19 protein-coding genes are annotated in these 20,279 nt (G+C 31.5%); 7 read left to right on the top strand and 12 right to left on the bottom strand.

Annotated elements, in window-relative coordinates:
- Positions 1-82 precede the first annotated feature (82 nt).
- From IR010_RS08780 to IR010_RS08750, 7 genes are all read left to right on the top strand, one after another.
- Positions 83-1,036 carry an acetyl-CoA carboxylase carboxyltransferase subunit alpha gene (locus IR010_RS08780; protein ID WP_029272375.1) on the top strand — a complete coding sequence of 318 codons (954 nt, stop codon included), beginning with the start codon at positions 83-85 and terminating at the stop codon, positions 1,034-1,036.
- 140 nt (positions 1,037-1,176) lie between these two features.
- Positions 1,177-2,721, top strand: coding sequence for a replicative DNA helicase (gene dnaB / locus IR010_RS08775; RefSeq protein ID WP_029272376.1), 1,545 nt, complete (start codon positions 1,177-1,179; stop codon positions 2,719-2,721).
- Positions 2,722-2,855: 134 nt separating this feature from the next.
- A complete protein-coding gene (locus IR010_RS08770; protein ID WP_051662746.1) occupies positions 2,856-3,236 on the top strand; it encodes a hypothetical protein in 381 nt (126 codons plus the stop codon).
- 2 nt (positions 3,237-3,238) lie between these two features.
- Positions 3,239-3,880, top strand: a complete 642-nt coding sequence (locus tag IR010_RS08765) for a hypothetical protein (protein ID WP_194603126.1) — start codon at positions 3,239-3,241, stop codon at positions 3,878-3,880.
- A 78-nt stretch (positions 3,881-3,958) separates the two neighbouring features.
- Positions 3,959-4,750, top strand: coding sequence for a sensor histidine kinase (locus IR010_RS08760; protein WP_194603124.1), 792 nt, complete (start codon positions 3,959-3,961; stop codon positions 4,748-4,750).
- Between the two features lie 113 nt (positions 4,751-4,863).
- Positions 4,864-5,529 carry a response regulator transcription factor gene (locus IR010_RS08755; protein ID WP_194568314.1) on the top strand — a complete coding sequence of 222 codons (666 nt, stop codon included), beginning with the start codon at positions 4,864-4,866 and terminating at the stop codon, positions 5,527-5,529.
- A gap of 336 nt (positions 5,530-5,865) precedes the next feature.
- Entirely contained in the window at positions 5,866-7,125 is a 1,260-nt protein-coding gene (locus IR010_RS08750; RefSeq protein ID WP_029272381.1) for a hypothetical protein, read from the top strand.
- A 1-nt stretch (position 7,126) separates the two neighbouring features.
- Here the strand turns inward: IR010_RS08750 and IR010_RS08745 are convergent, their stop codons facing one another.
- The 12 genes from IR010_RS08745 to thrS form a co-directional block, all read right to left on the bottom strand.
- Positions 7,127-7,930, bottom strand: a complete 804-nt coding sequence (locus tag IR010_RS08745) for an endonuclease/exonuclease/phosphatase family protein (protein WP_194603122.1) — start codon at positions 7,928-7,930, stop codon at positions 7,127-7,129.
- 51 nt (positions 7,931-7,981) lie between these two features.
- Complete coding sequence (locus IR010_RS08740; RefSeq protein WP_029272383.1) at positions 7,982-8,236, bottom strand: hypothetical protein; 255 nt, start codon at positions 8,234-8,236, stop codon at positions 7,982-7,984.
- A gap of 77 nt (positions 8,237-8,313) precedes the next feature.
- Entirely contained in the window at positions 8,314-8,982 is a 669-nt protein-coding gene (locus tag IR010_RS08735; protein WP_029272384.1) for a response regulator transcription factor, read from the bottom strand.
- Positions 8,983-8,991: 9 nt separating this feature from the next.
- The gene (locus tag IR010_RS08730) at positions 8,992-10,767 is read right to left on the bottom strand and encodes a tetratricopeptide repeat-containing sensor histidine kinase (RefSeq protein WP_194603120.1); all 1,776 of its coding nucleotides are present in this window, start codon (positions 10,765-10,767) and stop codon (positions 8,992-8,994) included.
- On the bottom strand, positions 10,768-12,543 hold the full coding sequence (locus IR010_RS08725) for a tetratricopeptide repeat-containing sensor histidine kinase (protein ID WP_194603118.1): 1,776 nt from the start codon (positions 12,541-12,543) through the stop codon (positions 10,768-10,770).
- Positions 12,543-14,015: a tetratricopeptide repeat-containing sensor histidine kinase gene (locus IR010_RS08720; protein WP_228515140.1), complete on the bottom strand. Its 1,473-nt coding sequence runs from the start codon at positions 14,013-14,015 to the stop codon at positions 12,543-12,545. The genes IR010_RS08725 and IR010_RS08720 overlap by 1 nt, the downstream gene beginning before the upstream one ends.
- Before the next feature lie 417 nt (positions 14,016-14,432).
- Complete coding sequence (locus IR010_RS08715) at positions 14,433-14,867, bottom strand: carboxymuconolactone decarboxylase family protein (protein WP_194603114.1); 435 nt, start codon at positions 14,865-14,867, stop codon at positions 14,433-14,435.
- A gap of 78 nt (positions 14,868-14,945) precedes the next feature.
- On the bottom strand, positions 14,946-15,518 hold the full coding sequence (locus tag IR010_RS08710) for a Crp/Fnr family transcriptional regulator (RefSeq protein ID WP_194568306.1): 573 nt from the start codon (positions 15,516-15,518) through the stop codon (positions 14,946-14,948).
- 150 nt (positions 15,519-15,668) lie between these two features.
- Positions 15,669-16,013: a 50S ribosomal protein L20 gene (gene rplT, locus IR010_RS08705; protein ID WP_007810721.1), complete on the bottom strand. Its 345-nt coding sequence runs from the start codon at positions 16,011-16,013 to the stop codon at positions 15,669-15,671.
- Between the two features lie 177 nt (positions 16,014-16,190).
- The gene (rpmI, locus tag IR010_RS08700) at positions 16,191-16,388 is read right to left on the bottom strand and encodes a 50S ribosomal protein L35 (RefSeq protein WP_007810722.1); all 198 of its coding nucleotides are present in this window, start codon (positions 16,386-16,388) and stop codon (positions 16,191-16,193) included.
- A 114-nt stretch (positions 16,389-16,502) separates the two neighbouring features.
- Positions 16,503-17,054 carry a translation initiation factor IF-3 gene (gene infC, locus IR010_RS08695; RefSeq protein WP_072974136.1) on the bottom strand — a complete coding sequence of 184 codons (552 nt, stop codon included), beginning with the start codon at positions 17,052-17,054 and terminating at the stop codon, positions 16,503-16,505.
- A 22-nt stretch (positions 17,055-17,076) separates the two neighbouring features.
- Positions 17,077-19,023, bottom strand: coding sequence for a threonine--tRNA ligase (gene thrS / locus IR010_RS08690; RefSeq protein ID WP_194603112.1), 1,947 nt, complete (start codon positions 19,021-19,023; stop codon positions 17,077-17,079).
- Positions 19,024-20,279 lie beyond the last annotated feature (1,256 nt).

Here is a 20,279-nt window from a genome sequence, read left to right as displayed (position 1 = left end):
TATTTTAAATACGATTTAACCATACCAATGATATAATATTTTTATATTTGCGGTTCGATTTACAAACAAAATTCAAAAATCCATGGAATATTTAGATTTTGAGCTTCCAATCAAAGAACTTGAAGAACAGTTACAAAAGTGTGTTATAATTGGAAAAGAATCTGATGTTGATGTAACACCAACCTGCAAGGAAATCAACAAAAAATTAGAGCAAACTAAAAAAGATATATACAAAAACCTTACGGCTTGGCAAAGAGTCCAGTTGTCAAGACATCCAAATAGACCTTATACTTTAGATTATATCAGAGCAATTTGCGGTGATACTTTCTTAGAACTTCATGGAGACAGAGGCTTTAAAGATGATAAGGCAATGGTTGGCGGACTAGGAAAAGTAAACGGACAGTCGTTTATGATTGTAGGACAGCAAAAAGGTTTTAATACAAAAACCCGTCAATACCGTAATTTTGGTATGGCAAATCCTGAAGGATACCGTAAAGCTTTGCGTTTGATGAAAATGGCAGAGAAATTTGGAATTCCGGTTTTAACTTTAGTAGATACTCCAGGTGCATACCCAGGACTAGAAGCTGAAGAAAGAGGACAAGGTGAAGCAATTGCAAGAAATATTTTTGAAATGGTTCGTCTTCAAGTGCCAATTATCACGATTATTGTTGGTGAAGGAGCTTCAGGTGGAGCATTGGGAATTGGTGTAGGAGATAAAGTATATATGTTAGAAAATACTTGGTATTCTGTAATCTCTCCAGAATCATGTTCTTCAATTTTATGGAAAAGCTGGGAGTACAAAGAACGTGCAGCCGACGCTTTAAAATTGACTTCATCAGATATGAAAAAACAAAAATTAGTTGATGATGTTATTCCAGAACCATTAGGAGGAGCACACTATGATCGCGAAACTACCTTCAAAACTGTTGCTGAATATATTACGAAAGGATATAACGAATTGAAAGACTTATCAACAGCCGACTTAATTGCCCAAAGAATGGACAAATACAGTAATATGGGTGAATATAAGGAGTAAATTCTTACAAGAATATTAAAAATCCGAAGCCTTACAGTTTCGGATTTTTTTTTGGTTATGAACAAAAAAAACTTATTTATAAACAATTAATAGTTATAACTCGATAGCAATTTTTTTTTAAATTTTGTTACTTTCGCTATATGGAAAATTTCAAAAATGTAAACCCTATAAAGGTAGATAAAACCACGATTATCAATTTAGAAAAAGGAAAACTGCCACCACAAGTACTTGATTTAGAAGAAGCTGTGCTTGGAGCGATGATGATTGATAAAAAAGGGGTAGATGATGTAATTGATATTTTGCAGCCAGATGCTTTTTATAAAGATGCACACAAATTTATTTTTGAAGCAATTGTGCAGCTTTTTACAGAAACACAGCCAATTGACTTATTAACTGTTTCGACTCAGCTGAAAAAAAACGGAAAATTAGAGTTAGCGGGAGGTGATTTTTATTTAATTCAGCTTACTCAAAAAATTGCCTCTTCGGCACACATTGAATTTCACTCTAGAATCATTCTTCAGAAATACATTCAAAGAAGTTTGATTAGAATTTCTTCTGAGATTATAGAAGAATCTTATGACGAAACTACCGATGTATTTGATTTGCTGGATAAAGCCGAGTCAAAACTATACGAAGTTACGCAGGGAAACATCAAGCGAAGTTCTGAAACTGCACAAAGTTTAGTATTACAGGCAAAAAAACGTATTGAAGAAATTGCAGGAAAAGAAGGTTTGAGTGGAGTTGCAACTGGTTTTGAAAAACTAGATCAAGTAACTTCAGGATGGCAGCCTTCGGATTTAATTATTATCGCGGCGCGTCCAGGTATGGGTAAAACCGCGTTTGTACTTTCGATGGCAAGAAATATTGCTATCGATTTTGGACATCCGGTTGCAGTTTTCTCTTTAGAGATGGCATCAGTGCAGTTAATTACAAGGCTTATTTCATCAGAAACTGGTTTGTCTTCTGAGAAATTGAGAACAGGAAAATTAGAAAAACACGAATGGGAACAGCTGAGTACTAAAGTAAAAGACTTAGAAAAAGCACCATTATTTATTGATGATTCGCCTTCGCTTTCTATTTTTGACTTACGTGCAAAATGCCGTCGTTTGGCATCACAGCACGGTATAAAATTAATTATTGTCGATTATTTGCAGTTGATGACCGCCGGAGGAAGTGGAAAAGGGGGAGGAAATCGTGAGCAGGAGATCTCGACAATTTCTCGAAACTTAAAGGCTTTGGCAAAAGAGCTAAACGTTCCGGTAATTGCACTTTCGCAGTTATCGCGTGCCGTTGAAACGCGTGGATCTAGCAAACGACCGTTGCTTTCGGATCTTCGTGAATCTGGAGCTATTGAGCAGGATGCCGATATTGTATCGTTTATTTACCGTCCTGAATATTACAAAATTGAAGAATGGGACGATGATGAACAATCTCCAACTGCTGGTCAAGCCGAGTTTATTATAGCAAAACACCGTAATGGTGGTCTTGAAAATATTCGTTTAAAATTCTTGGGGCATTTGGGTAAGTTTGATAATCTGGAAGATTTTACGGGAGGTTACGATGATTTGCCTTCTAAAATGAATCATGATGATAATCCATTTATCACAAAAAATCTGCCTTCGGCAAATGAAGCGTTCGGAAGCAATTTGAATGATGACGATGATGATAGCGATGTTCCATTTTAATATATCAAAAAGCCTTTTTTACAAGGCTTTTTTTTATGAACAAATGTTAAAATTATTAATTTAATTCTGTAGATTAGCACAGCAATTGCTGAAAATCAATTGTATATTAACATAACCAAAAACAAATTTAAATTATGGCAAACAACATCAAATTACCAGAAAAAGACACGGAAATCCCTTTGAAACTTGCTCAGACTTGGGTAGCAAAATGGAAAAAACAAACTGATGAAGAGGTTCTAAGGAAAAAAGTCGATTCGTATTTAATTCCTAAATACAATTTAGAAAAAGTTTTAGCAGAAGGAATTGATGCTGCAAGAGCGTATATTGGAGTTAATGAACAAGGTTTGCAAACTTTGATGATTGTGGGAACCCGATATGATGACAAAACTGGTATTTATGTTGATGTACTGCCCGGTTATGGAGTTGAATGTACAGAAGATGGTGGTGGTATTTACGATTTTAGCGAACCAAGCCCACCAGCAACTGCAGATCCAAATAGCCCAATGAATCAATAAATATGCATTCATTTCTTGTAAACTTAGGATATGTTTTATTGGCACTTAATTTTATTTTATATGCAGTAAAATTTCCTAAAAAAGATCCGGCTTATAAAATTTTTACAGTATATATACTAGTAATGATAGGTGTACAGCTTAGCGCTAAAATATGTATGCTAATGCATGCCAGCAATTTGTTTCTGTCTCATTTATATTTTATAGGTCAATTTATAATGCTTAGTTTCTTTTATTTAAAACTAGTGAAAGATCAGTTTCAAAAAAAAGCGATTAAAATTGGTTTTGTGCTGGTTTTGCTGACGTTAGCTATTCAATATGGAATAAAGCCTGAATTGTTTTTAAAATTTAATCTTTATGAAATATTTATTACTTCGTTTTTACTGATTATTTATGCAACTTTTCATTTCTACAATATGTTAGAGGAAAGAAGAACATTTTATTTTATCAATATGGGAATTTTGCTTTATCTGTTTGGAAGCACAATTCTTTTTTTAGTCGGAAATTTGACGGTCAAATTCAGTAAGGATTTCAATATGGTCACATGGTTGTTAAATGCAATTTTGTATGTAATTTATCAACTGTTTATATTATATGAATGGAAAGTAAGTTTCTATAAAAACAAGAAAGAAGAATTCATAAATTAAAAACATATAACCTTTGGCATTATTTTTTATTTTGCCAAAGGTTTTTTACTGAAACAATACTAATTTAATTAAAAATAGATGAGTTTAAAGGCAATTCCAGAATCAGAAATAGTTGCAACAGTCATATTCAGTTGTGTGTCTTTTTTATTAATGGGAATTGTTTTGGTATTGTTTTTTTATTTCTCAAGAAAAAAAATCATTCAAAAAGAATTAGAAAAAAAAGATTTAGAGATTCATCTTCAAAAAGAACAATTACATGCTATAATTATTACGCAGGAAGAAGAACGAAAAAGAATTGCTCAAGATTTGCATGACGATATTAGTTCTAAACTTAATATAGTGTCACTGAATACGCATTTGCTTTCGGCGCCAAATTTAACAGAAAGCGAAACTAGAGAAATTACAGAAAATATTATTAATCTTACTGCGAAGGCGTTAGAGAATTCTAGAAAAATTGCACATAATTTGTTGCCTCCGGTTTTTGAAAAATTTGGGCTTAATGCCGGCATCGAAGAGTTGTGCGAAGAATTTGAAACAAGTAAAGCTGTAAAAGTTCATTATACCAATAAAATTGATTTTGATGATAATGAAATGGATCGCCAGCTGCATGTTTTTAGAATTCTTCAGGAATTAATGAATAATTCATTGCGTCATGGAAAAGCAAGTGAGATTTGGATTTCTTTTAAAAAAAATAATGCAATTTCAACCTGCGATTATGAGGATAACGGAGTTGGCTTCGACAGTAAAAATGCTGAAAATCAAAAAGGGCTTGGAATGAAAAATATCGACAGCCGAATTTCATTTTTAAACGGAACAATAAAAATTTCTTCAGAATTGAATAAAGGTTTTACAGTAACTTTTACATTTTAAGTTAAAATAAAAGAATAATCTATCTTTCTAGTCAATAAAATGGGCTTTTTCAACTGTTTTTTAATACATATTTTGTAATTTCGACGAGCCAAACGACCAAAAACCGAATAAAAATGAGTGCCGCTATTAAAATTGCTTTAGTTGATGACGAAGTTTTATTTCGAAAAGGGATTTCTTTTTTATTGCAGCGCGAAGATAATATTGAAATTATTTTTGAAGCATCAAACGGAGAAGAACTTCTTTCAAATCTGGAAGAGAATGAAATTAAACCAGATATTATCGTAATGGATCTGAAAATGCCAGTTCTAAATGGTGTTGAGGCCACAAAAATTATTCGAAAATCTTATCCCGAGATAAAAATAATTGCCTTGACAAGTTACGATTCTAAATCATTTATTGCCAATATGATTCAGGTTGGTGCTGTTGCTTATCTTATAAAGAATACAACTCCAAAGGATTTGATTCATACTATTAATGAAGTGGCGCAAAAAGGATTTTATTACAATGAAAATGTTTTAAAGACAATTCAAGAAACTATTGTATCATCAAAAAATTCAAAAGTACATTTAGAAACGAGCTTTCTGTCGCCACGCGAAATAGAAATTCTTCAACTTATATGTCAGCAGAGAACGACTTCAGAAATTGCTGAGCATCTTTTTTTAAGTCCAAGAACTGTAGAAGGTCATCGCAATAATTTATTGCTTAAAACAGAATCAAGAAATATTGCCGGCTTAGTGGTTTACGCTATTCAAAATGAAATTGCTGTTATAACAATTTAATAGTTAACTGGTTAAAAATTGAATAGACAGGACGTAGTAAAAAACAATTGTGACTACAAGTACACAAAGACCTATTTTTTGCATTACGCTTAATCCTTTTGGTTGGTTATTTTCGTTAAATTTCATTGTTTCTCGTTTCATTGATTAATATCTCAATGATTTGGGTTTCCAAATGTAATTAGAAAATAGTTTTTTGAAATACGTGTTTTTACCTGTTTTTGTGTTAAAAGTTTAAATTTAAAATGAAAATTTTTAACGTTTCCATCTCTTATAAAACAAAGATATCTAGTGTGTTTTTTGAGGCTTCCTTTATATCTTTACTAAAATAATTTTCTAATGAAGAAGTGTTTACTTTTTATTTTCATATTGTTGCTTTCATTAAGTGCAAAAGCTTCGTTTATCTTACTTCCGATGGACGAAACAACCCAGCAAAATCACTTAAAAGCGTACGGAATTACATATTGGTGTTTAAGCAAAGATTATAAAGCAAGCTGGCTACTTAATTATCGCGGTGGCTCTTTTTTATTGCCTGATGCAGATGAAATTAGAAAAGAATGCAAAATACGTGGCGTTAGTTTTGAAATACTTTCTGATAGCGAAGAAGCATCAATCTTGAATGAAATTTCAAGTCCTTCTCAAAATATGGAGTCAGTTGTTCTTGAAAAAGCACCAAAAATTGCCGTTTATACGCCAAAAGGAAAACAGCCTTGGGATGATGCTGTAACTTTGGTTTTGACTTATGCCGAAATTCCTTTTACACCAATTTATGATGAAGAAGTTTTGAGTGATCAATTACTCTTATATGATTGGCTGCACTTGCATCATGAAGATTTTACAGGGCAATATGGAAAATTTTATGCAGCTTATAAAAATACACCATGGTACATCGATCAGAAAAAAGATGCTGAAGCTTTGGCAACAAAATTAGGTTATGCTAAAGTATCTCAGGAAAAAGGTGCAGTTGCAAAAAAAATTAGAGATTTTGTTATTGGAGGAGGATTCATGTTTGCTATGTGCTCTGCAACAGACAGTTTTGATATTGCTCTCGCAGCAGATGGAGTAGATATTTGCGAAGCCATGTTTGATGGTGACGCTAGTGATTCTAACTATCAGGCAAAATTAAATTTTGGAAATTCATTTGCATTTAAAAATTTTACTTTAGAAAGAAGACCAGAACAATATGAATTTTCAGATATTGATATGACTTTGAAAAGAAAAATTCCTGTTGAAAAAGATTATTTTACTTTAATGGAATTTTCTGCAAAGTGGGATCCAATTCCGAGTATGTTGTGCCAAAATCATACACAGCTAGTCAAAGGTTTTATGGGACAAACTACTTCGTTTGATACAGCATTAATAAAATCGAATGTTTTGATAATGGGAACTTGCGAACTCAACGGTGAATCAAGATATATTCATGGTGAAAAAGGAAAAGGAATGTTTACTTTTTTTGGAGGCCATGATCCTGAAGATTTTCAGCATCAGGTTGGAGATCCGCCAACGGTTCTCGATTTACACCCAAATTCGCCAGGTTACAGATTAATTCTTAACAACGTTTTGTTTCCTGCAGCAAAAAAGAAAAAACTTAAAACATAATTTAATTCAATGAAAATTCAAACCAAATAGGAATATGATCTGATATTTTTCGGGCTTCCTGCAGAGAATTGAATTTTTTATAAAATGAAACTACCCCAGAATTAATATAATTTACTGTATTTGATTTGAAAAACATATTGTCAAATTCTGATGCGACACAAATATTATCTTTACATTTTTGTTTCAAAGAAGTTTTTTGATTTTGTAAAATAGGAGCGTAGCCCATTTTCTTTAAAGGATTAAAAACAGTATGTGATTGAGGACAATTAAAATCTCCCATAAAAATCAAATTTAAGCTGGGATATTCTGCTGGCAAAAATTTGAAATATTTGATTTCGGTTTCAGGCTGTCTGTTTTTCGTTATAGCATGAAAATTAGCGAGTGTAAATGTTTTTTTGCCACTTTCAAAAGTAGCAAAATAAGGTTCTCTGTCAATTTCTAAACCGTATTTTTTCTCGAGCCAGGGCTTTCCTTTCAGTTTGACTTTACTCTTTTTCCAAATAAAAGCATAACGTTCTGTTTTATAACTGCTGCTGCTTGTCGGATCACTTATCACATAATCCCAGTTTGTACCTTTTTCATTTAATAGTACAGCAAGTTTTGCTACAGCTTGAGCACCCCCATAACCGGCAACAACTTCCTGAATAGCAACAATGTCATACTCAAGAAGAGTAGAGGTAATAAAATTTAATTCAGATTCAGATTTTGATTTTCCAAAATTTTCTATGTTCCAAGATAAAATCTTAGTTTGAGAAAAAGAAAAGAGTGTAAGAAATAACAGAACAAGGCTAAGACTATTTTTCATGCAGTATTAAAAAATCAAATATAAGCATTTCAAAATTTTACAATAATAGTCTTAGTGTTTTTTATATCTGTTTTTTAAGGCAGTTCCAATAATAATAATTTGAAGTACTAATAAAGCTGGAATGAAAACTAATTTCCAATCAACTTCAAACCATCCTGTTCTATCTGACACGAAGGCAAAACTTATTGATAAAAAGATACAAAGCAACATTGTTTTCATAACAATTTTATTATTGGTTGTATTAATTTTTAAGATCAATCTCTCAGAAAAATTTTTCTCTAAATTAATTTTATTATTCGGTTTCATGGTTGGTTAATCGATTACACAAACTTAAATCTATATAAAATCATTTCCTTACGGAAACCCGTAAAAGGCAGTAATTTTTACACTAAACCAAAGTCCTTTGCAATTGCAATTAAATGCACATTGTTATTTGCTTTAAAATATATTTTCAATTTGTTGATTCTCTTTTCAATACTGCTGGTTCCGTTTGGAGTGATAGCAGAAGACTTAAATTCGTTAGAGATATTCTCTAGAATGTAACCCTGAGCCAAAAGTTTTAATATAGAAATATCATAGGATTCAATTTCAATTAAAGCTTTATCATTAAAACTAAACGATAAATCTGATGATATTATTTTTTCTTCATTTCTAAAAGTTCCTTCGATTGCTTTTCTAAGTTCCTCCATGCTGTTTCTTCCTTTAGAAACATAGGCATTTACTCCTAAATCATTAAAAAGAGTCTTTACTCTATATGATTTGTCTTCTATCGAAAAAACTATTTTTTTTAGTTTTGGCTGTACTTCATTGATTGCTTCGATAAGCTCATCGCCACAAGTAAGAGTTGTCTTGCGATGATCTGATTTAAATGATAAATCAGTTATTAGTAAATCATAAGGTTCTTTTTCAACCAGCGCTTTTTTAACTTTTAAAAGACCGTCATCACAGTATTTTACATGATGAATGGTTGGTACTTTTAAGTCTTCAAGTACTTGAACCACTGCTATGCTAATACTATCTAAATCTTCGGCAACTAAAACTTTTTTAAACATATTATTATTTTATAAAGGAAAAGTGAAACTGAATTTAAAACCTATTTCAGAATTATTGTCAAAAATAATAGTTCCATTTATAGTTTTAATACGGTTTTCCACATTTGACAGTCCATTTTTCAAAATTAAAGTCTTATTCGCTATTCCAATGCCGTTATCGCTGTATGTTACAGAAATATTTTTATCAATAATTTTAAATGTTATACTGACAAGAGTCGCTTTACTGTGTTTTTTCATGTTCAGAAAAAGCTCTTGAAGTATTCTAAAGATTATTATTTTTTTGTTTTCATTAATTTTATTCCACTGAATTGTATCAAAACCATTAATTAAAATGTTTAAATCTGCAGTTTTAAAACCTGAAATCATTTCTTTAAGGATAAAAGGAAAATCCTTATCAGTTTTAATGACACTGTTTTCTTTCGAGATATTTCTTGTTTTGACATAAATACTATCGATACTTTTTAGAAATTGTTCTTTATTTTCTGCTGTTTCAAGATCTTTATTTTGTGCGAAACTTATAGTTTGAAAAACATCTTTAGCGAGTTCATCGTGCAGTTTTCTTGATATCCGAAATTCACTTTTTAAAATTGCCTCTTTTTTTTCTTTTTTACTTTTTGAGGATAAATAAAAAATCAGAAATAAAATTGCTCCAATAACAACAGCCAGAATAGCATATAAAATTATAGTACGATTTTTTTGTCTTTCTATTTGAAGATCATTTTCAGCTTTCTGAATTTTGAGATGTAAATTTTCAGCTTTGTCTATGCTAGCATCATATTTAATTCTAGAAAATTGATTTCTAGCTTTTTGTCTGCCTTTAGTAATACTGTCAATAAGTTTGATATAATCTAAAGAATATTTCTTCAGATTATTTCCGTTATAGCTTTTAATTAATTGTGCCAGACTATTCGCTTTATTTGCGGCTGAATTTACTTTACAAGCATTCATGTAAGACTTTTTAGCATACATTTCTGATAGTGTAGAATTCCTGTTTTGATAATACATCGAAAGAAACTTATAGGTAGCTATACTGCTATAGTCATCTTTTTGTTCAAGCTTTATCTCTAAACTTTTCCTTAAGTAATCTACTGCTTTGGGATTTCCAAGTTTAAAATAACAGAATCCTAAATTGTCTAGTATTAAGGAATACTGATACTCCGTTTGCAAAGGTTTTGTCTTATGTTTAATTTTTTTTACTGCTAATGGATATAACAAATCGACAGCTTCTTTATATTTTTTTTGTTCAATGTAAACTACTGCTATATCATTTAATATTATTGACTTTTTGAAAAGATCATCAGCAAATTTTAATGCTTTTCTGTGATATAAAATGGCACTCCTATAATCATAATTATTATAGTAATTATAAGCCATGAGCGTATATACATATCGGGCATATTTTGGTTCTTTTATTTTTTTTAAATGAGGAAGAGTTTTTGTAAGTGTTGCTTCGGCAGCTATAAGATCACTGTTATTTTGCTGAATATTAGCAATTGATGCAACAATAAACACGTATTCTTCATGATTTATTTTTGGATTACAAAGGATCAGTGCTTTGTTATAATAAAATAACGCACTATCATATTCACTTTTATCAAATTGAATATCTCCTTTATCAAAAAGTATTTTAATTGCGGCAGTATTATCTTTTGCCTTCTCTTTTAATGGTGCTTCTGTTTTGTATAACTGTTTTAAAAATATAATGCTAACAAGCAGCATGCTTAAAATAACTAAAAAAGATTTTAAGACCACTTTATTTTTAAATGCGCTATAAAGGTTTTTCATTTACAAAGGAAAATTAAAAGAAACTTTAAAACCCCTGTCTGGAGCTGAATCTATCTTAATGTCACCTTTTATGTTATGAATTCTAGATTCAATATTGTGGAGTCCGCTCTTAAATGAAATTGTGTCTATGTTAGTACCAGTTCCATTATCATTATAAATAACAGTAATGTTTTTGTGCATTTTTTTTAAGTTTATACCAACTAATGATGCATTGCTGTGTGTTTTCATGTTTGTTAGCAATTCCTGAAGTACTCTATAAAGGGTTATTTTTTTGTTTTTATCTACTTCATTCCAGTCAATGGTATCAAAACCATTTAATAAAATATTCAAATCTTGAGTTTTAAATCCTGAAATCATTTCTTTCAATACAAGATCGTAACTTTTATCTGTTTTGATTGTACTGTTCTCTTTTGAAATTTTTCTTGTTTTTGAGTATAAAAGGTCTAAATTATTCAGGAGTTCTTCTTTGTTTTCCTCTAATTCCAAATTCCTGCTTTCAGCAAAAACTAATGTTTGGTAGACATTATTGGCAAGTTCATCGTGTAATTTTTTTGAAATTCTAATTTCACTTGTGTAAATAGCATCATTTTTTTCTTTTTTTCCTTTAGAGGTTAAATGAAAAAAGAGATAAAGCAGCATTGTGCCAGTAAATAAAATAATAATATAAGAAATTTTAGTTCTATTATTTTGCCTTTCTATTTGAAGTACATTTTCAATTTTTTGAGTTTTAAGAAATAAATTTTCAGCCTTATCTAAATCAGAATCGTATTTAATTCTCGCAAATTGATTTTTAGCCTTTTCTCGGGCAACAGTAAAACTGTCAGCAAGTTTAATAAAGTCTAACGAATATTTTTTTAGTTCATCTCCATCACTTTTTTGTATCAGCATAGCCAAACCATTTGCTTTATAAATTGCTGAATTTGCTTTACACGCACTGCTATATGCTTTTTCGGCATACATTTTCGACAAGTTTGCGTCAGTTTTCGAGTAATAGGTTGAAAGTGTATTGTAAGTTCCTATTAAACCGTGGTTATCATTTTGTTCTAGTTTTATTTTCAAGCTTTTATTCAGACAATCTAACGCTTTAGGATTTCCAATTTTATAATAGCAATATCCTAGATTGTCCAGTAAAAGAGAATAATTAAAGTCGGTTTTATTTTGATCGCTTTCGTGTTTGATTTTTTTTGCAACCAATGGTATTAATAATTCAGCAGCTTCCTTATATTTCTCTTGTGTTAGATAAACCAGTACAATGTCGTTTAAGATAACAGACTTTTTAAACGGTGTTTTAGCTAATTTTAAAGCTTTTAGATGGTATGATATGGCACTTTTATAATCAAAGCTATAGTAATAATTGTATGCTATTAAAGTATAAACATTGTAAGTGAATTTTGGATTTTTGAGATATTTTAAATAAGGCAGCGTTTTGGTTAGACTTTCCTCTGATGCAATATAATCACTGCTGTTTTGTTGGATGTTTGCCATACAAGTTAGTGCAAATACATAGTCCTCTGCATGATCTTTTTTGGGTTCACAAAGAGATATGGCTTTATTAAAATAAAGATATGCACTATCATTTTTTACTCTGTCAAAAAAATAATTGCCTTTTTCAATCAGCTTTTTAATCTCGGCTGAGTGGTTTTGTTTGATAAGTTTCTTTTCTGTTTTTCTTTCACAAGATTGTACAAAAAACAAACTACCAATAATAAAGTAAATGATGTTTATGCGAAGCCGATTTTTAAAATGGTTTTTATAAGAAATTAAAGTCTTTTTCATTATTTATAAGGAAATTTAAAAAAGACTTTAAAGCCTTTGTCTGGAGCAGAATCAATATCTATTTCGCCTTTTATACTTAAAATCCTGCTTTCAACATTATGTAATCCATTTTTAAATGCCATTTTAGTAACATCGACACCTTTTCCGTTATCTGTATAATTTACAATGATACTTTTATCTGTAACTTTAAAACTAATTTCGATTAAAGTGGCATTGCTGTGTTTTTTCATATTTACAAGCAATTCTTGAAGCACTCTATAAACAGCAATCTTTTTATTTCTTTGAATATTATTCCAAGGAACTGAATCTACGCCATTCAAAATAAGATCAATATTTGGGGTATTAAACCTCGATATCATTTCTTTTAAATAAAAAGGGTAGTTCTCATTAGTTATTATCGGGCTGTTTTCCTTAGAAATGTCTCTAGTTCGAGAATAAATGGCATCTAAATTATTTAATAATTGCGTCTTGTTTTCTTCAATTGAAAGATTTCTGTTTTCAGCAAAGGCCATTGTATGATAAATATCGTTTGCAAGTTCATCATGTAATTTTTTTGATATTCTTGTTTCACTTTTGTAGGTAGCTTCGATTTTGTCTTTATTTCCTTTAGAAGTCAAATAGAAGTAAAGCACCAAAATTAGACTTAGGCTTAACATAATTATGATATAAGAGTAGATATTTCTGTTTTTTTGTCTTTCTATTTGAAGTTCATTTTGTGCCTTTTGTACTCGCAATTTCAGATTTTCATTCTTTTCTTTTTTTGAATCATATTTAATTCTCGCATATTCATTTTTAGCTCTTTGTCTGGCCTCAAAAATACTGTCAACGAGTCCAATATATAGTATAGAATTTTTTTTCAATTCGGCATCATTGCTATTTTTGATTATTAATTCTAATGCATTAAGCCGATCCTCTATACAGTTTGCTTTTGTATATTTCTCATAGCTTATCTGAGCATATTTTTTAGCGAGTTCAGGATTGCTCTTATCATGAAATTTTGATAAATGCATATAACTCATGCCTAAGCCTAAATTATTATCTAACTTTAATCTAATTTCTAAACCTTTATGCAGAAAATCTACTGCCAGAGGATTCTCAACTAATGTATAACAAGAACCCAAATTATCTAATACCTTAGAAAAAAGCAACGGATTGTTCTTAATCTCTTTTTCATTTAAGAGCGTTTCAAATATTTGTATGGCTTTATTGTATTTTTTTTGTTCGCGATAAACCAGAGCAATATTGTTTTTCATTGCTATTTTTCGCTTTTTATCAGTTTTTAATTGATAGGCTTTCTGATAATAAAGAATAGAGTTTTCAAAGTTATAAATGCAGAAATAATCGATACCTAATACTCTGTATATTCTCCAGGTATAATCTGTTTCATTAGCATTATTTAAATATTTAAGAGCTTCTTTTGCTGTTGTTTCACTCCCAATGTAATCGCCATTTTCTTGTTGAATTTCAGCCATTTTCAAAAGAGAATATGTAATTTTTTTGAAATCTGCTTTTGGATCTGCAACCGATTTTGCTTTATTAAAATAGAAAAAGGCGCTGTCAGTTTTATTAGTGGCTTTATATTTATCAGCTATCAAAACAAGTTTTGAAACTTCTTGAGAAGCATTTGGTTTTGGAGTAATGATTGTCTTTTTTTGGCAGGAAAAAAGAACAAGAAAAATTAAATAAATATATAAGGATATTTGTTTGCTTTTTGGTATCATGCGCCAAAAATAAAGAATTTTTTTTCTTATGAAAGCGTATAAATACGGTATTTTTAAAAATCTAAAAAATTGTAATTATCTGATTCTCATTTACAAGCAAATACAAACAAACCCTCAGTCGTGAGGGTTTGTCTTTGTTGAAAAGTTGTAAAAATTATCTTTATAAAATTATACAGTACGCATTCCAGTAGTAATTGCCATTCTGTTCCATGCGTTTATTGTAATGATCGCTAAAAGGATTTCAGCAAGGTATTTTTCATCAAATAAATTGGCAGCATTTTGGTAAACTTCATCAGAAACATGATTACTGATTAAAGTTACTTGTTCAGTAAGAGCAAGAATTGCTTTTTCTTCTTCAGAATAAACATCCGCTTCACGCCAAGCACTAAGTAAGTATATACGCTGCTCTGATATGCCATGCTTTCTTGCATCTGCTGTATGCATATTAATACAAAAAGCACAGCCATTTATTTGTGATGCACGAATTTTGATTAATTCTTTATGAATGGGTGTCAGTGAAGTAGTAGAAATATATTTTTCTAAATTCATTAATGCTTGATAAGCTTCTGGTGCAACTGTTGGCAGAGTGATTCTTGTTTTCATTTTATGTATTTTTAAAAGTTTGATACAAAGGTCAGAGATATCTCCTTTTAAAAACTTGAACTACTTCAAGAAATGAAATCAGACCTTTCCAGCTCTAATTTTGCTCATGAACTCTGCAGAAAAATCTAAATAGGAGGCAAGCATGTATTGAGGAACTCGTTGAACAAATTTTGGATTCAAATTGTTAAAATGATGATACCTTTCCTCTGCAGACATTGTAAATAAGAATTTAATGCGCATTTGCGCTGCACCAAACGATTTTTGGGATACGATTCTGAAGTAACGTTCTAATTGTGGCATTTGAATTAAAATTGATTCTAAAACTGATTTCTCAATTGCTATAACACTTGTATTCTCTACTGCTTGAATATAAAAATGTGAGGGTATGTGATTATGATAACTCAGATAATCTGTTATCCACCAATTCTCGATGCCAAATTGAAGTGTTTGCTCAGCACCTCGTGAATTGATTATATATTGTCGCATACATCCTTTGACTATAAAATACATCGTATTGCAAACCTGGCCTTCTTTTAAAACATGTTCTTTCTTTTTTATTTGAGAAAGATTCAAACATGATTCTAGAATATCAATATCTGAAGGCTCTAAGGTTGTAAACTTTTGGATATGTTGAAAAAGCGAGTCGTACATATAGAGGTTTTAGTTATTACAAAAGTACTTCTAAATTTAATACATTGCAGATGTAGTTTTGTAAACTCGTATAAAGCAAAAAACCATTCCGTTTAATCGGAATGGTTTTTCTATGATAAGTAAGTAATCTAAATTGAGTTTATAAAACGTTTATTTTACTTTATTAAGTATTGCTTTGAAAGCTTCAGGGTGGTTCATCGCTAAATCTGCAAGAACTTTACGGTTCAATTCGATTCCGTTAGCTTTTACTTTCCCCATGAATTGAGAATAAGACATTCCTTCCAATCTAGCTCCAGCGTTGATACGTTGAATCCATAATGCACGGAAATTTCTTTTGTTTTGTTTTCTATCGCGGTAAGCGTAGCACATTGCTTTCTCTACTGCATTCTTAGCAACTGTCCAAACGTTTTTACGTCTACCAAAGAAACCTTTGGCTTGCTTCATTATTTTTTTTCTTCTTGCTCTTTTAGCAACTGAATTTACCGATCTTGGCATAATTTTAATGTGTTTTTGTAGCAGGCGTCCTGAATTAAATCAAAGGAACTTAAAAGCCATACTCCAAGGTTATATAAATAATTTTTTAACCTAAAGAAAATCTTTAGTCAAAGGTTTAAAAGTCAAATGTCAAAAGTTTAAACTTGCAACTTTAAGACTTTACAACTTAGACTTATATTAGATAATTCTTAATTGTTGTTTGATGCTTTTCATATCTGTAGAGTGAACTAGCGCTGAGTGTGTCAAAGCTAATTTACGTTTTTTAGATTTTTTAGTCAAGATGTGACTTTTAAAAGCATGCTTTCTTTTAATCTTTCCAGAACCAGTAACTTTGAAACGTTTCTTGGCGCTAGATTTTGTTTTCATTTTAGGCATTTTTCCTAGTGTTTTAATTTATTCTTACTTACTTATATCTTGGTCTGAAAGTTTAAAAGTTAAAGTCAAAAGTCAGATTATGACTTTCGACTTTAAGACTTTCTACTTTAAGACTTATTTTTTCTTCTTAGGAGCAATGAACATAATCATTCTCTTACCTTCTAAAACTGGCATAGCTTCCACTTTACCATGTTCTTCTAAATCTGTAGCCAAACGTAATAATAAAATCTGCCCTTGATCTTTATAGATGATTGAACGTCCTTTAAAGAATACAAATGCTTTTAATTTAGCTCCTTCTTTTAAGAACTTCTCAGCATTCTTTCTTTTAAATTCATAATCATGCTCATCTGTCTGAGGACCAAAACGAATTTCTTTTACTACAACTTGCGTAGACTTAGCTTTTAACACCTTATCACGTTTCTTTTGTTCGTAAACGAATTTTTTATAATCCATTATTTTACAAACCGGTGGCTCAGCGTTTGGCGAAATTTCAACTAAATCCAATTCAAATTGATCTGCTAAACGTAAAGCTTCTGCAAGCTTAAATACACCTGGTTCGATGTTCTCGCCTACTAGTCTTACTTCTTGTACACCACGAATATTATTGTTTATTCTGTGTGCATCTTTTTTTTCTACTCGAGGTTGATAACCTCTGTTGCTTCTTATTGCTATGACTTTATAATTTAAGTTAAACTGTAAAAACTTTTAATGTCTTTTTTATTTCTTCGTTTACAATAGCGACAAAATCATCAATTGTAACTGTAATATTCCCTTTTCCTTCTTGCCCGTGACGACGGATCGAAATAGTTCCGTTTTTCTCCTCTTCCTCACCTACAATAAGCATAAACGGTATTTTTTGCATTTCAGCATCTCTAATTTTCTTACCAATAGTCTCGCTTCGGTTGTCAATTAGGGCGCGAATTTCGTGATTTTCTAGCAAATCTAAAACTTTTTTAGCATATATTTCGTATTTCTCGCTCAAAGACAAGATTATAGCTTGTTCCGGCATTAGCCAAAGTGGGAAATTTCCCGCAGTATGCTCTAGTAAAATTGCGATAAAACGTTCCATAGATCCAAAAGGAGCTCTGTGAATCATAACAGGGCGATGTAATTCATTATCAGCACCTTTGTAAGTCAATTCAAAACGCTCAGGAAGGTTATAATCAACCTGAATAGTTCCTAATTGCCATTGTCTTCCTAAAGCATCTTTAACCATAAAGTCAAGCTTCGGACCATAAAAAGCAGCCTCGCCATATTCTACAACAGTATTCAGTCCTTTGTCAGCTGCAGCATTGATAATCGCATTTTCAGCTTTTTCCCAGTTTTCGTCTGAACCAATATACTTCTCTCTGTTTTCTTGATCTCTCAATGAAATCTGAGCAGTAAAGTTTTCAAAGCCTAACGAACCAAATACATAAAGTACAAGGTCAATTACTTTTTTGAATTCTTCATCTAATTGCTCCGGAGTACAAAAAATATGCGCATCATCCTGAGTAAACCCTCTAACGCGAGTTAAACCGTGTAACTCGCCAGATTGCTCATATCTATATACCGTACCAAATTCAGCATAACGTTTTGGTAAATCTTTATATGACCAAGGTCTTACATTATAAATTTCACAGTGGTGAGGACAGTTCATCGGTTTCAATAAAAACTCTTCGCCTTCAGCAGGAGTATTTATTGGCTGAAAACTATCAGCACCATATTTTGCATAGTGACCAGAAGTTACATAAAGTTCTTTCTGTCCAATATGTGGAGTTACTACTTGCTCGTAACCGGCTTTCTTCTGAGCTTTCTTTAAAAATTGCTCCAAACGATCTCTAAGTGCAGCACCTTTAGGTAACCATAAAGGTAAACCTTGTCCAACTTTTTGAGAAAAAGCAAACAATTCAAGTTCCTTGCCTAATTTACGGTGATCACGACGTTTAGCTTCTTCAAGTAGTTCAAGATATTCAGTTAAATCCTTTTGCTTAGGGAAAGAAGTTCCGTAAACACGAGTCAATTGCTTGTTTTTTTCATCACCTCTCCAGTAAGCACCCGCAACACTCATGATTTTAAAAGCTTTGATGATTCCGGTATTCGGAATATGTCCACCGCGGCATAAATCAGTAAAAGTTGCATGATCACAAAATGTAATAGTACCATCTTCAAGATTCGAAATCAATTCAGTCTTGTAAACGTTATCTTTATACATTGCCAAAGCGTCAGCTTTACTAACCGGACGCATCTTAAACTCATGCTTTTCTCTTGAAATTTCAAGAACACGATCTTCAATCTTTTTAAAGTCAGCTTCAACAATTTTCTGATCTTCAAAATCAACATCATAATAGAATCCATTAGAAATTGCAGGTCCAAGAGTTAACTTAATTCCAGGATACAATTCTTCAAGAGCTTGCGCCATTACGTGCGAAGTCGAATGCCAGAAAGCTTTTTTACCTTCTGCATCATTCCAAGTATATAAAATAAGACTACCGTCGGTCGTCAATGGAGTTTCGGTTTCTATTGTTGTACCATTAAAAGAAGCAGAAATCACATTTCTTGCAAATCCTTCACTAATGCTTTTAGCAACCTCCATCGGAGTTACGCCCGAAGCAAACTCTCTAATTGACCCATCGGGTAAAGTAATCTTAATCATTGTTTATAATTTTGTGAATGCAAATATAAAGCATTACAAAAACACATACAATATATATGTACATGTTTATACGATAATATATAAGAGTATATTTAATAATTCTCTCCATCGTCATTTCCAGGTACTATATAATAAAGGTATATCGGCAATTCAATCATTGAGTTTTTAGAATATATAACATCTTATTCTCTCTTATGTATAAGTACAATTTAACGATACTATATAGGGACAAGTTTCTACTATAATATATAAGAGTGATTTCTTCGCGAACGAACCCGATAGGTTTTCAAAACCTTTCGGGTTTACTGCATAAAGTATATAAGATCATTTTTTGTCCAGTTGAGCGAAGTCGAAGCCTTAAGAGTTTGGGATTTAAAAAAATGGGATTTAAATTAAGAATTAGGAGCTATTTCCTGTTATCCGTTCCAATCTTTTGTGCCGGTCCCGAAGCTTCGGGACCGGCACAAAAGGATTTCCTTCCGAATCGTCGGGAGGACTATCGGGGCTAGGGCAGAGGTTTTCATAACGAGTGAGAGGGAATAAAGAGAAAAACTTAGCGACTCTGAACCTTTGTGCGATTGAAACGCCACAAAAGCTTTTAGGACTATGTTTTACAATCTAAATCCTTGAAAAATGTACAAACTTGATAAAATTGCCATACTAAAAAGGTCTTGAAATGCCAAAAACACAGTAAGTCGAGGAAAAAACTCACAATGTATCAAAAAAGATTAAAATGTAAAGATGACGTTATCAGAGTGTTAAGAAAAGTTTTGAAAAAACAGGAAAAATATATAATAAAAGGCTTGCAGATGTAAATAAAGGTGGTACTTTTGCACCCGCAACAACGACAGACGTTCACCGAAATACTGACAAGTTATTTAAACTAAACGAAAAAATATTTTCAAAAAAAGTTAAAAAAAGCTTGCGAGATTTGAAAACAGATGTTACATTTGCACCCCGCAAAACACGGAAAGTTCATTGACAGACTGGCAGACAAGGAGAAGAAAAAGGGAATGAAAATTTCTGAAAAAAAACTTCAAAAAACATTTGCCGGTTAGAAATAAGTTTTCTACTTTTGCACCCGCTTTGAGACACAGGCGAAACAAGATTGAAACACGTTCGTAGACATATTGAATTGACAGCCGCTTTAACAGAGATGTTAGAGCAAAAGAATAAGAGTAATAGAATCGAGAGATTCGAAAAGAACCGATAGAGAAAACGTCGCATAATAATTAGTTCTGATTTATTTAGAACAA

The sequence above is a fragment of the Flavobacterium sp. MR2016-29 genome, assembly GCF_015350695.1.
In the GTDB taxonomy this organism is placed as follows: domain Bacteria; phylum Bacteroidota; class Bacteroidia; order Flavobacteriales; family Flavobacteriaceae; genus Flavobacterium.
Note: the sequence above shows the minus strand (reverse complement) of the source record. Positions and strands in the feature narration are given on the sequence as shown.

Excerpts from the sequence above, each read along its gene's own strand:
- rplT (WP_007810721.1), bottom strand. The coding sequence starts at position 16,013 with ATGCCAAGATCGGTAAATTCAGTTGCTAAAAGAGCAAGAAGAAAAAAA.
- thrS (WP_194603112.1), bottom strand. The coding sequence starts at position 19,023 with ATGATTAAGATTACTTTACCCGATGGGTCAATTAGAGAGTTTGCTTCG.
- IR010_RS08760 (WP_194603124.1), top strand. The coding sequence starts at position 3,959 with ATGAGTTTAAAGGCAATTCCAGAATCAGAAATAGTTGCAACAGTCATA.
- rpmI (WP_007810722.1), bottom strand. The coding sequence starts at position 16,388 with ATGCCTAAAATGAAAACAAAATCTAGCGCCAAGAAACGTTTCAAAGTT.
- IR010_RS08770 (WP_051662746.1), top strand. The coding sequence starts at position 2,856 with ATGGCAAACAACATCAAATTACCAGAAAAAGACACGGAAATCCCTTTG.
- IR010_RS08765 (WP_194603126.1), top strand. The coding sequence starts at position 3,239 with ATGCATTCATTTCTTGTAAACTTAGGATATGTTTTATTGGCACTTAAT.
- dnaB (WP_029272376.1), top strand. The coding sequence starts at position 1,177 with ATGGAAAATTTCAAAAATGTAAACCCTATAAAGGTAGATAAAACCACG.
- IR010_RS08780 (WP_029272375.1), top strand. The coding sequence starts at position 83 with ATGGAATATTTAGATTTTGAGCTTCCAATCAAAGAACTTGAAGAACAG.
- IR010_RS08755 (WP_194568314.1), top strand. The coding sequence starts at position 4,864 with ATGAGTGCCGCTATTAAAATTGCTTTAGTTGATGACGAAGTTTTATTT.
- IR010_RS08720 (WP_228515140.1), bottom strand. The coding sequence starts at position 14,015 with ATGGCTGAAATTCAACAAGAAAATGGCGATTACATTGGGAGTGAAACA.
- IR010_RS08715 (WP_194603114.1), bottom strand. The coding sequence starts at position 14,867 with ATGAAAACAAGAATCACTCTGCCAACAGTTGCACCAGAAGCTTATCAA.
- IR010_RS08710 (WP_194568306.1), bottom strand. The coding sequence starts at position 15,518 with ATGTACGACTCGCTTTTTCAACATATCCAAAAGTTTACAACCTTAGAG.
- IR010_RS08750 (WP_029272381.1), top strand. The coding sequence starts at position 5,866 with ATGAAGAAGTGTTTACTTTTTATTTTCATATTGTTGCTTTCATTAAGT.
- IR010_RS08725 (WP_194603118.1), bottom strand. The coding sequence starts at position 12,543 with ATGAAAAAGACTTTAATTTCTTATAAAAACCATTTTAAAAATCGGCTT.
- IR010_RS08735 (WP_029272384.1), bottom strand. The coding sequence starts at position 8,982 with ATGTTTAAAAAAGTTTTAGTTGCCGAAGATTTAGATAGTATTAGCATA.
- IR010_RS08745 (WP_194603122.1), bottom strand. The coding sequence starts at position 7,930 with ATGAAAAATAGTCTTAGCCTTGTTCTGTTATTTCTTACACTCTTTTCT.
- IR010_RS08730 (WP_194603120.1), bottom strand. The coding sequence starts at position 10,767 with ATGAAAAACCTTTATAGCGCATTTAAAAATAAAGTGGTCTTAAAATCT.
- IR010_RS08740 (WP_029272383.1), bottom strand. The coding sequence starts at position 8,236 with ATGAAACCGAATAATAAAATTAATTTAGAGAAAAATTTTTCTGAGAGA.